This is a genomic window from Streptomyces mutomycini (genome assembly GCF_001700505.1).
GTDB classification, from domain to species: Bacteria; Actinomycetota; Actinomycetes; order Streptomycetales; family Streptomycetaceae; genus Streptomyces; species Streptomyces mutomycini.
In genome coordinates this window covers 20,091-31,526 of the sequence record NZ_MAPV01000134.1, presented here as the reverse complement: position 1 = coordinate 31,526, position 11,436 = coordinate 20,091, and the positions used below count along the sequence as shown (strand labels likewise).

Annotated in this window: 12 protein-coding genes; 7 read left to right on the top strand and 5 right to left on the bottom strand. The window is 71.9% G+C overall.

Annotated features, from left to right (window positions below):
* The 3 genes from BFF76_RS20020 to BFF76_RS20010 form a co-directional block, all read left to right on the top strand.
* Positions 1-245 (top strand): ROK family protein (locus BFF76_RS20020; protein WP_141695632.1); only part of this gene is annotated, 245 nt, incomplete at its 5' end.
* Positions 242-922 (top strand): N-acetylmannosamine-6-phosphate 2-epimerase, encoded by a 681-nt coding sequence (locus BFF76_RS20015; RefSeq protein WP_053929294.1) that lies wholly within the window; start codon positions 242-244, stop codon positions 920-922. The genes BFF76_RS20020 and BFF76_RS20015, both read left to right, overlap by 4 nt.
* Positions 923-970: 48 nt before the next feature.
* A complete protein-coding gene (locus BFF76_RS20010; protein ID WP_031095364.1) occupies positions 971-2,443 on the top strand; it encodes a sialate:H+ symport family MFS transporter in 1,473 nt (490 codons plus the stop codon).
* Positions 2,444-2,520: 77 nt separating this feature from the next.
* Here the strand turns inward: BFF76_RS20010 and BFF76_RS20005 are convergent, their stop codons facing one another.
* The 4 genes from BFF76_RS20005 to BFF76_RS19990 form a co-directional block, all read right to left on the bottom strand.
* Positions 2,521-2,979 (bottom strand): MaoC family dehydratase, encoded by a 459-nt coding sequence (locus BFF76_RS20005; RefSeq protein WP_065848745.1) that lies wholly within the window; start codon positions 2,977-2,979, stop codon positions 2,521-2,523.
* Positions 2,980-3,010: 31 nt separating this feature from the next.
* Positions 3,011-4,354, bottom strand: a complete 1,344-nt coding sequence (locus tag BFF76_RS20000; RefSeq protein WP_065848744.1) for an MFS transporter — start codon at positions 4,352-4,354, stop codon at positions 3,011-3,013.
* A gap of 121 nt (positions 4,355-4,475) precedes the next feature.
* On the bottom strand, positions 4,476-5,702 hold the full coding sequence (locus tag BFF76_RS19995) for an acetyl-CoA C-acetyltransferase (RefSeq protein WP_065848743.1): 1,227 nt from the start codon (positions 5,700-5,702) through the stop codon (positions 4,476-4,478).
* A 117-nt stretch (positions 5,703-5,819) separates the two neighbouring features.
* Positions 5,820-6,710, bottom strand: coding sequence for a LysR family transcriptional regulator (locus BFF76_RS19990; protein ID WP_031095370.1), 891 nt, complete (start codon positions 6,708-6,710; stop codon positions 5,820-5,822).
* 154 nt (positions 6,711-6,864) lie between these two features.
* Here BFF76_RS19990 and BFF76_RS19985 point away from each other — a divergent pair, with 154 nt between their 5' ends.
* The 4 genes from BFF76_RS19985 (at position 6,865) to BFF76_RS19970 (ending at position 10,694) form a co-directional block, all read left to right on the top strand.
* Entirely contained in the window at positions 6,865-7,782 is a 918-nt protein-coding gene (locus BFF76_RS19985) for a CoA transferase subunit A (RefSeq protein WP_208604861.1), read from the top strand.
* Between the two features lie 26 nt (positions 7,783-7,808).
* Entirely contained in the window at positions 7,809-8,585 is a 777-nt protein-coding gene (locus BFF76_RS19980; RefSeq protein WP_053929291.1) for a CoA-transferase subunit beta, read from the top strand.
* A 105-nt stretch (positions 8,586-8,690) separates the two neighbouring features.
* Positions 8,691-10,229, top strand: coding sequence for a 3-hydroxyacyl-CoA dehydrogenase (locus BFF76_RS19975; RefSeq protein WP_053929290.1), 1,539 nt, complete (start codon positions 8,691-8,693; stop codon positions 10,227-10,229).
* A gap of 69 nt (positions 10,230-10,298) precedes the next feature.
* Positions 10,299-10,694: a VOC family protein gene (locus BFF76_RS19970; RefSeq protein WP_031095384.1), complete on the top strand. Its 396-nt coding sequence runs from the start codon at positions 10,299-10,301 to the stop codon at positions 10,692-10,694.
* On the opposite strand, the gene BFF76_RS19965 is transcribed toward BFF76_RS19970, so the two are convergent.
* Complete coding sequence (locus BFF76_RS19965; RefSeq protein ID WP_053929289.1) at positions 10,631-11,389, bottom strand: helix-turn-helix domain-containing protein; 759 nt, start codon at positions 11,387-11,389, stop codon at positions 10,631-10,633. The genes BFF76_RS19970 and BFF76_RS19965 overlap by 64 nt on opposite strands.
* Between the last annotated feature and the right edge of the window lie 47 nt (positions 11,390-11,436).

The window sequence follows — 11,436 nt, the reverse complement described above, 5'->3', positions numbered from 1 at the left end:
CCGGACGGGTCCTCGGCGGCCTGGCCAACGCGCTCGGCCCCGACCGGGTCGTCATCGGCGGCGGGGTCCCCCGGATCGGCGCGCTGTACGGCGACGCACTGGCCGCCGCCTTCGCCGCCGAGCTGATGCCGCCGCTGCGCGGGCTCACCCCCGTACCCCCTCTCTTCGGCCACGACGCCGCCGTGCTGGGCGCCGCCGCACTGACCACCACCCTTCCCCTCCACCACCCGGGAGCACTCCGATGACCGCACAGGATCTGGCCGACACCCTCCGGGGCCGGTTGATCGTCTCCTGCCAGGCACCCCCCGGTGACCCGATGCGGGAGACCGCCACGCTCGTACGCCTGGCCCTCTCGGCCGTCGCCGGTGGCGGCTCCGCGATCCGCGCCAACGAGCCGGAGGTCGTCGCCGCGATCGTGAAGGCCGTGGACCTGCCGGTCATCGGCCTGTGGAAGGACGGCGACACCGGTGTCTACATCACCCCGACCGTCCGGCACGCCCTGGCGGTCGTCGAGGCCGGTGCGGCCGTCGTCGCCGCCGACGCCACCGACCGGCCGCGCCCCGACGGCTCCACGTTCGCCGAGCTCGTCACCGCCGTGCACGCGGCGGGGGCCCTGGTCATGGCCGACGTCTCCACGCTCGCCGAGGGCATCGCCGCGGCGCAGCAGGGGGCGGACTTCGTCTCCACGACCCTGTCCGGTTACGTGCCGGGGACCCCGAAGCAGACCGGCCCGGATCTGGACCTTGTGACTTCTCTCTCCGCCGCGATCCCTGTACCTGTCGTCGCCGAAGGCCGTATCAATACTCCCGAGGAGGCTGCCGAGGCACTCGCCCGCGGCGCCCACAGCGTCGTGGTCGGTACGGCCATCACCGCTCCCACCGCCCTGACCTCACGCTTCGTCGCCGGCCTCGCCCGGCCCTGAGCAGCCCTCACCACGAGGGACGGCATCGACGACGAGCCGTCCCGCACCATGGAGCGCACTGTGTACAAGACTCCCCCCACGCTCCCCTGGTACCGCGAGGTGAGCGGTACCCAGTGGAAGTCCTTCTTCGCCGCCTGGATCGGCTACGTCCTCGACGGCTTCGACTTCGTCCTCATCACGCTCGTCCTCACCGAGATCAGCGACGACTTCGGCCTGAGCACGGTGCAGGCCGCCAGTCTGATCTCCGGCGCCTTCATCACCCGCTGGCTGGGCGGCGCCGTCCTGGGGGCCATCGGTGACCGGTACGGCCGCAAGATCTCGATGGTGCTGAGCATCATGCTCTACTCGCTGGGCACCTTCGCCTGCGGGTTCGCCTGGGACTACCACAGCCTCTTCGCCGCCCGGCTGGCCATCGGCATGGGCATGGCCGGTGAGTACAGCGCCAGCGCCACGTACGTCATGGAGAGCTGGCCGGCCCGAGTCCGCGGCCGGGCGAGCGGGTTCCTGATCTCGGGGTTCTCTGTCGGCTCCGTCCTCGCCGCCCAGGTCTACAACTGGGTGGTGCCCTCGCTCGGCTGGCGGTGGATGTTCTACCTGGGACTGATACCCATCGCGGTCGCGCTGTGGATGCGCAGGGCCCTGCCGGAGGCCGAGGAGTGGACGGCGGACGTCGCGGAATCGGAGGCCAGGCCCAATCCCTTCCGGCCGCTGTTCCGGACACCGCGGCTCGCCGTGGTCAACACCGTCCTGGTGGTGGCCGCCACGCTCTCGCTCTTCCTGGTCTTCACCCCGGGCGGCGAGGGCCTCGTGCCGGTGCTGTCGGTGGTGGCGGGCCTCTCCCTCGCCGCGTTCGCGGTGCAGCTGGGCGGACGGCGGGGCTGGCTGCTGTACGTGTCGATGATCGTGACCCTGTTCTTCGCGTTCCTGTACTCCTGGCCCATCCAGGCACTGCTCCCCACATATCTGAAGACCGAGCTGGGATACACCACCGACCAGGTCACCGACGTCCTCTACTTCGCGGGCTTCGGAACGATGGCCGGCTGCTGGGCGGCGGGTTTCCTGGGCGACTGGATCGGGGCGAGGAAGGCGTACGCACTGACCCTGCTGGCCTCGCTGGCCTTCGTCTACCCGGTGTTCGCGGTCAAGGACAACCTGCTGGTGCTGGGCTGTCTGCTGTTCCTGCTGCAGGCCACGAGCTTCGGTATCTCCGGGCTGCTGCCGCGGTACATCGGCGGCCACTTCCCGACGGCGGGCCGGGGGGCCGCACTCGGCTTCACCTACAACGTGGGAGCGCTCGGCGGTGCCGTGGCCCCGGTGCTCGGGGCGCACCTGGCGTCCGGGATGGACCTGGGCCGGGCGCTCGCGGTGCTGACCTTCGCGGGGACGGTGATCGTGGCGCTCCTGGTCGGCTTCGACGTGCCCGCGCGGCTGAACCGGCTGACGGACCCCGACGCGCAGAAGGACCATCTGGCCGCGCCGGACCGGGCGGCGGAGCCCGGGAGGGCGGACCGCGTCGGATAGCACGGCTGCACGCGCAGGCGCCCGCCCGGGGATCCGGGCGGGCGCCTGCGCGTGGGTGCTGTCGGAAGGGTGTGGGCCTACGGGTAGAAGTGCGTGAGCGACGCGGCGACGCAGGCCGGTTTCGCGGAGCCCTCGAGTTCGAAGGTGAAGCCCCGCGTCATCTGCACGCCGCCCCGCGCGACCTCGCTCACCCCGGTGACGGTGGCGTGCAGGCGTACGCGGCTGCCGACGGGGACGGGCGCCGGGTAGCGGACCCGGTCGACCCCGTAGTTGAGCGCGCGTCCCACGCCGCTGACCTGGAGCAGTTCTCCGAACATCGGGATGCCCCAGCTCAGCACCATGTAGCCGTGCGCGATGGTGCGCCCGTAGGGGCCGGCGGCGGCGCGCTCGAGGTCGGTGTGGATCCACTGGTGGTCCCCCGAGACGTACGCGTAGGCGTCGATCAGTTCCTGGGTGACCTCCTTCCACTCCGAGCGCCCGAGGTCGCGCCCGCCGAGGGCGAGGATCTCCGGGATGCCGTGCGCGGTCAGCGGCATGGGCGGTACTCCGTTCTGCGTGTGCGGGCGGTCAGGCGGTGACGGGCGCGGTGCGCGTCGCGGTGACCGGCTCCGCGGCGAGCTCGTCGTGGTTGGGGCGCTTGAGCAGGAGGAGCATGCAGCCCAGGGTCAGTGCCACCTGGAAGACGGCGTACGCGATGACGGCGGTGATGGAACCGGTCCGGTTGAGCAGGAACTGGCCGATGATCGGGGTCGTGCCGCCGAGCAGGGTCCCGCAGAGCTGGTAGCAGAGCGAGATGCCGGTGTAGCGCAGATGGGCGGGGAAGCGGCTGGCGAGCATGCCGGCGAGGGCCGCGTAGTAGAGGCAGTGCGGGATGGTGGCGACGGCGACCCCGAGCATCGCGAGGCCGTAGTTCTCGGTGCTGATGAGGATGAACATCAGCGGCATCAGGATCAGTTCCGGCAGCAGCATCACGGTCACCGCACGGGACCAGCTCTTCATCCGGGTGGCGATGAGGGCGCCGAAGGGCTGGACGATGATCTGGGTGACGTTGGCGACGAGGATGATCGTCAGGAACGAGCTGCGGTCGAAGTCGAGTGACGTGGTGGCCCAGGACAGGGCGAACGTCGACTTGAAGTACGTCGCGGACAGGCCGATCGTGCAGGCGCCGATGCCGAGGGCGATCAGCATGGGGTGGCTGCGCAGGACCTCGGTCAGCGGGAGCTTGACGACTTCCTTCTTCTCGATGAGCTTGGCCATGGCCGGGGACTCGGCGACCTTCAGCCGGACCAGCAGACCGACGATGACGAGTGCGGCGGAGGCGAGGAAGGGCACCCGCCATCCCCAGGAGACGAACGCGTCGTCGGGCAGCTGGCTGATGGCGAGGAAGCTGAGGGTGGAGAGGGTGTTGCCGACGGGCGAGCCCTGCTGGGCGAACGCCCCGTACAGCACCGACTTGCCCTTGGGGGCGTGCTCGGAGGCGATCAGGACGGAGCCGCCCCACTCGCCACCGAGGCCGATGCCCTGGATCATGCGGATGCAGACCAGCAGGATCGGCGCGGCGATGCCGATGGAGGCGTAGCCGGGGAGCAGGCCGATCGCGGTGGTCGAGATGCCCATCAGCAGCAGGGTGATGACGAGCGTCTTCTTCCGGCCGAGCCGGTCGCCGTAGTGGCCGAAGATGATGCCGCCGATCGGGCGGGCGAGGAAGCCGACCCAGAAGGTGGCGAAGGCGACCAGGGTGCCTACGGGACCTTCGAGTTCGGGGAAGAACACCTTGTCGAAGACGAGCGCTGCCGCGGTCCCGTAGATGTAGAAGTCGAACCACTCGATGGTGGAGCCGATGAAGGCTCCGAACCCTGCGCGGTTGGCGGCTTTCGTTCGCTCGCGTGCGGTTGCTGTGGTCGCACTCATAGGTGGCTCCCGTGAACATCGTTGATCAAGCGGATGGGGGCACGGCTGACCCGACGTCGCCCGAGACGCCCTGGGTCGCGTGGTGGAGAGGGGACGGAGTGTGCGAGTTGGGGAGAGGCGTTCAGGCGGCGATGCGTTCGAAGACCGCGGCGAGGCCCTGCCCACCGCCGATGCACATGGTCTCCAGGCCGTAGCGCGCACGGCTGCGGTGCATCTCCCGGCTGAGCGTGGCCAGGATGCGGGCGCCGGTGGCGCCCACGGGGTGGCCGAGCGAGACACCGGATCCGTTGACGTTGATCCGCTGCTCGTGGTCCTTCTCGCCGAGTCCCAGCTCCCTGGTGCAGGCGAGGACCTGGGCGGCGAAGGCCTCGTTGATCTCGATCAGGTCGAGGTCGGCGAGGGTGAGTCCGGCACGGCCGAGTGCCGCGTGGGTGGCCGGGACGGGGCCGATGCCCATCGTCGCGGCGGGGACACCCGCGCGGGCGAAGGAGACCAGACGGACGAGCGGGGTGAGCCCGAGCCGTTCGGCGGTGGCGGCGCTGGTCACCAGGCAGGCGGCGGCCGCGTCGTTCTGCCCGCTCGCGTTGCCCGCGGTGACGGTGGCCTCGGGGTCGGCCTTGGCCATGATGGGGTGCAGCGCGGCGAGTTGCTCGGCGGTGGTGTCCGGGCGCGGGTGCTCGTCGGCGGTGACGACCGTCTCGCCCTTCCTTGTGCGGACGGTCACGGCGACGGTCTCCGCGTCGTAGCGCCCCTCCTGTACGGCGCGGGCGGCGCGGGCCTGCGAGCGCAGGGCGAGGGTGTCCTGGTCGGCGCGGCTGATGGAGTAGGCGCGGCGCAGGTTCTCCGCTGTCTCGATCATGCCGCCGGGTACGGGGTGGTGGACGCCGCCCGCGGTGACCCGGCCCCGGGCCAGCGAGTCGTGGAGCTGGAGGCCGGGGCCCTTGATGCCCCAGCGTCCGTCGTGCGTGTAGTAGGGGGCGGCGCTCATGACGTCGACGCCGCCCGCGATGACGACGTCGCTGAAGCCTGCCCGGATCTGCATGGCCGCGTCGAGGACGGCCTGCAGGCCGGAGCCGCAGCGCCGGTCGGTCTGGACACCGGTGACGGTGTCGGGGAGCCCGGCGTCCAGGGCGGCGACCCGGCCGATGGCGGGGGCCTCGGACGAGGGGTATGCGTGTCCCAGGATCACCTCGTCCACCCGGTCCGGGTCGACTCCCGTACGGGCGACGACCTCGGCGATGACGCGAGCGGCGAGCGCGGCCGGGGTCTGCTGGGCGAACGCGCCGCCGAAACGCCCGATGGGTGTGCGCAGCGGCTCGCAGATGACGACATCGGTCTGGTCGGGCACGGCGGAAAAACCTTTCGGCGGCTTCGGATGTGTGGGGCGACCTTCGCACTGGACCACTGAGTCGGTCCAATATCGAGTTCCCTCACGTTCGAGACGCCGTGCGTCTCAATCGGAGCCCTACGGCGTGGGCAGGGCCTCCTCGGCGACGGCGAGCACCGCGCGGAGTGCCGCCGAGGGGTTGTCCGTGCGCCAGGCCAGCGCGGCCTGGCGCCGGATGGGCGGGCCGGCGAGGGACCGGTAGACCAGCCCGTTCTGCTGGATGTGACGTACGGAGGAGACCGTGAGCGTGACGCCGACGCCTGCGGCGACCAGCGCCAGGATCGTGTAGGAGTCGGGGGCCTCCTGCACCACCCGCGGGTTGAAGCCGGTGGCCTCGCATGCCTGGACCATCGCGTCGCGCACCGTGGAGCCGGCGTTCGCGGGGAACGAGACGAAGGGCTCATCGGCGAGGATGCCGATCGGGATGCTCTCCAGGCGGGCGAGCGGGTGGTCGGAGGGCAGCGCGCACAGCAGCTCCTCCTCGTCGATCACCCGGCAGTCCACCCCGGGCTGGGTGACCGGCAGGCGGACGAATCCCAGGTCGAGGGAACCGTCGGCGACTCGGGACAGCGCGACGTTGGCGTACGTCTGGCCCTTCATGACCAGCTCGATCCCGGGGTGGGCGGCCCGCACCGCCCGGGTCAGCAGGGGCAGCGTCTCGTGGCTGGAGGCTCCCGCGAAACCGATGGTGACCCGGCCGTACTCCCCGCGCCCCGCGGCCTTGGCGGCCCGTACCGCCGTGTCGAGGTCGTCGAGCACGGTCCGTACGGGTTCGAGGAAGGACTCCCCCGCGCTGGTGAGCCGCACCGAGCGGGTGTTGCGCTCGAAGAGCTGGACGCCGAGCTCCTTCTCCAGCTGGCGGATCTGCTGGCTGAGCGGGGGCTGGGCCATCTGCAGCCGCTTGGCGGCGCGGCCGAAGTGCAGCTCCTCGGCGACGGCGGTGAACGCGGTCAGATGACGCAGTTCCATCGAAGCTTCCATTCATTAACCAAGGGTCTTGATCCGACCTTAATTCGGTATTGGACAGCAATCAATGGACGCTGACACGGTAAGGGCGACCAGCACGCACTTCCCGAGGAGCACCGTGGAGCGGACGGATACGGCCGACGGGGCCGGCAAAGTCATGTCGATGAAGGAGGCCGTGGCCGCCTTCGTGCACGACGGAGCCACCGTCAGCATCGAAGGGTTCACCCACCTCGTCCCCACCGCCGCCGGACACGAGATCATCCGCCAGGGCCGCAAGGACCTCACCGTCGTGCGGATGACGGCGGACATCGTGGTGGACCAGATGATCGCGGCGGGCTGTGTCTCGCGGCTGGTCTCCTCCTTCGTCGGCAACTCCTCCGCCGGTTCGCTCGGCGAGCTGCGGCGCAGGATCGAGCGCGCCGACCCGGCTCCGCTGGCCTTCGAGGAGTACAGCCACTACGGGATGGTCTGCCGCTACCTCGCGGGGTCCCAGCGGCTGCCGTTCTACCCGCTGCGCAGCTACGGCGGCAGCGATCTTCCCAGCGTCAACAGCGATCTGCGCAAGGTGACGTCGCCCTACCCGGGGCCCGACAGGAAGCCGGAGCAGATCTACGTCGTGCCGCCGGTGAACCCGGACGTGACGATCATCCACGCCCAGCGGGCCGACCGCCGCGGCAACACCCAGATCTGGGGGCTGACCGGCATCCAGGCCGAGGCGGTGTACGCGGCGGACAAGGCGGTCGTCGTCGTCGAGGAGATCGTCGAGGACGAGGTGGTCCGCTCGGACCCCAACCGCACGCTCGTCCCGTCCCACGCCGTGGACGCCGTCGTCGTCTGCCCGCGCGGGGCGCACCCGTCCTTCGCGCAGGGCTACTACGACCGCGACAACGACTTCTACCGGGCCTGGTCGCACATCAGCAAGGACCCGGAGCGGCTGCGTGCGTGGCTGGCGGAGTGGGTGTACGGCACGGCCGACCACGCCGAGTACGTCGCCAAGCTGGGTGCGGACTTCTGGGCGGGACTCGCGGTGGGCGAAGCGCTCAGCGAACCGGTGAACTACGGGCGGCGGCTGTGAGCGCGCCGAGGGAGAAGGAACGGAACATGACCACCACCGCACCGGGGACCGTCACCTCGTCCGAGCTGCTCTCCGTCGTCGCCTCCCGCGAACTGGCCGCACGGCGCACGGTGTTCGCGGGGATCGGGCTGCCGACGCTGGCCACCGAGCTGGCCCGTCTGACGGTCGCGCCGCGGATCGAGGTCGTGTACGAGTCCGGGGTCTGCGGGGCGCACCCCTCGCACCTGCCGGAGACCATCGCCGACGCCGTGATCGTCTCGGGTGCCGAGGCCGTGCTGTCGATGCCCGCGCTCTTCGGCTGCGTGCTCCAGGGCGGCCACATCGACGTGGGCTTCCTCGGCGCCGCACAGATCGACCGGTGGGGCAACCTCAACACCTCCGTCATCGGCGACTGGACGAGCCCCACGGTGCGGCTCCCCGGCTCCGGGGGCGCGATCGAGGTGATGGCCAACTCCCGTGAGGTGTTCGTGGTGATGCGCCGCCACAACCCCCGTTCCTTCACCGGGACCCTGGACTTCTGCACCACACCGGGCCCGGACCGTGCGCTCGCCGAGGGCATCCGGCCGCTGGGCGCCGGCGTCACCCGGGTCATCACCGAACTGGGCATCCTGGCCCGCTCCGGCGTCGGGGAGGAGCTGCGACTCGTCGCCGTGCAGCCGGGTGTGACGGTGAACCAGGTACGGGAGGCCACCGGCTGGGACCTCCGGGTCGCCGACACCGTGGAGACGGTGCCCCCGCCGTCCGAGGCGGAGCTGAGGCTCCTGCGCGAGGACGTCGACCCCGACCGCGTCTACCTTCGCTGACACGACGTGTCCGCCTGCGCCGAACGCGACCCCGTGTGCCTGCGCAGGCACGACCGCGTCTACCTTCGCTGACATCGACCGCACTGCCGAGAGGACGTAACCGTCATGCGCATCAGGATCGTCGGCGCCGGAGCCATGGGCCGTGGCATCGCCCAGTGGGCCGCGGTGGCCGGGCACACCGTCGAGCTCTGCGACGTCCGGACCGAGGCGGTGACGGCGGCCGTGGACTTCGTGCGGTCCATGCTGGAGCGCGCGGTCCAGAAGGGCCGGATGTCCGCCGGGGACTCCGCCGCCGCCCTGGACCGGCTCGTCCCGCTGGACGACCCGTGGGCGTACGGCCCCGAGGTCGAGCTGGTCATCGAGGCCGTACGGGAGGACCTGGACACCAAGGCGGAGGTCTTCGGGAAGCTGGAGCAGGCCCTGCCGGACTCGGCGGTCTTCGCGACCAACACCTCGTCCCTGTCGGTGACCCGGATCGCCGCCTCGCTGCGGGACCCGGGGCGGCTCGCGGGGCTGCACTTCTTCAACCCCGTACCTCTGATGAAGATCGTCGAGGTCGTGCCGGGCGCCGCCACCCGTCCCGGCATCCCGCCGGTCCTCACGGCGCTGGTCGAGAGCTGCGGCCACCGCGCGGTCACCGTCGCCGACAGTCCCGGCTTCCTCGTCAACCACGCAGGCCGGGGGCTGGTGACGGAGGCCCTGGCGCTGCTGGAGGAGTCCGTCGCGGACCCGGCCGGGATCGACCGGATCGCCCGGGACGTACTGGGGCTGCGCATGGGGCCCTTCGAGCTGATGGACCTCACGGGGCTCGACGTCACGGCGGCGGTGATCGACTCGATCTGGCAGGGCTTCCGCCACGAGGACCGGCTCCGTCCCTCCTTCCTCACCCCGAACCGGGTGACCGCGGGCCTGCACGGCCGCAAGACCGGACAGGGCTGGTTCGCCTACGGGCAGGATGCGCCCGCCCCCGCACCGGAACCGCCCGTCACGGGTGACGCGGACCGGCCGGTGTTCGTGGCGGACGGCGAGTACGCGCAGGATGCGGCAGCGCTGCGAACCGCGCTGACCGCGGCCGGCGCCACGGTCGAAGACGGTGCCCGGCCCTCCGGGACCGCCCTGGTCCTCGTCCCTGTCTGGGGCACGACCGTGGCGGCCTCCGTCGCCGCGCCGGGGCTGCCGGCGGCGCGCACCTTCGGCGTCGACCCGCTGCCCCCGGCGGGCCGCCGCCGGGTCCTCGCCGTGACGCCCGCGGCCGACCCGTCCGCCGCGCGGGACGCCCGCGCGGTGCTGGCCCGCGCGGCGGACGGCGAGCAGCCGTGGGCCGTGTCGGTGGTGCGGGACACCGCGGGTTCGGTGGCTCAGCGGCTGCTCGCCTCGGTGGTGTCGGTCGGCACGTCGATCGCCGAGCGCTCGCTGGCCACCCCGGCGGACATCGACCTCGCCGTGACGACCGGCCTCGGTTACCCGGCGGGACCGCTGGCCTGGGGCGACCGGATCGGCGCCGCGCGGATGCTGGAGCTGCAGCGGTCGCTGCACGCGACGACGGGCGACCCCCGGCACCGCCCGACCCGCTGGCTCACCGAACGCGCGCAGCTCGGCCTGCCGCTGACGGAGCCGGGCGTCTCGCCGGCCGACTGCGCGTAGCGCCGGCCACGCCGGGCCGTGACCGTTTCGTACAAGACCCGGTCGCGGCCCCCGGCATACGGTCGTTCCATGACTCCACGACTCGACGCGATCTCCGTCACCACCGCCGACCTGGCCGCATCGCTCGCCTTCTACCGCAGGCTCGGGCTCGACATCCCCGCGGGCGCCGAATCGGCACCCCATGTCGAAGTGGCGCTCCCCGGCGGGCAGCGCCTGTTGTGGGACACCGAGGACGTCGTCCGTTCCTTCGACCCCTCCTGGGCGGGGTCGAAGGGCGGCGAGCGCCTCGGGCTCGCCTTCCTCTGCGACAGCCCTGCCGAGGTCGACGCGGTGTACGCCGATCTGACCGGTGCGGGACACACGGGGCACCTCCAGCCCTGGGACGCGGTCTGGGGGCAGCGTTACGCGGTCGTCCTGGACCCGGACGGCTGCGCGGTCTCGCTGTTCGCGGCCAACCCGTCGTAGCCCGTCGCGGCCAGGTAGCCGCCGAGCGTCGTGCCGGCCAGGTCCCTCATCTCACGGGCCAGGTGCGCCTGGTCCGTGCAGCCCGCGGTGTGCGCCGCCTCGGCGTAGGGCGTGCCCGCGCGTACGAGGGCCAGGGCCCGCTGCAGTCTCAGGACCCTGGCCAGAGTCTTGGGGCCGTAGCCGAACGCGGCCAGTGAGCGGCGGTGCAGCTGGCGGGCTCCGAGCCCGACGGCCCGGGCGGTGGCGGCGACGGAACGGCCCTGCCGCAGCTGCGCGGCGACGGACACCGTCAGCGGGTCCGGGGCGTCGGTGCCGGCCGCCCTGCGCAGGGCGATGTCCTCCAGCGCGGCGGCGGGGTCGGGGGCCGAGCCGAGCTGCTCGGTCAGTCCGCGGACCAGCCCGCCGGGCCAGATCGCGTCGAGCGCCACGCGCCGGTCGCGCAGTTCGTGCGCCGGGACGCCCAGGAGCGCCGGTGCGGTGCCCGGCGCGAAACGCACCCCGGCGCAGAGGCCGACGGTCCCGTCCGGGCTGAAGGCGTGGGTGTCGGGGCCCGCCACCATCAGCACGCCGTCGTTCCAGAGGAGGTCCATGCAGCCGTCGGGGAGCACGGGCCGCGCCGGATCGCGCGGGCCGGACCAGGTCCAGACGGTCGCACCGTGGAGGCGTGACGCCCACTCCTCGTATCCGTCGCGCATGCCCACCACGCTATGCGCTGCCCGTGGTCCCGCTCAAGGAGATCCGG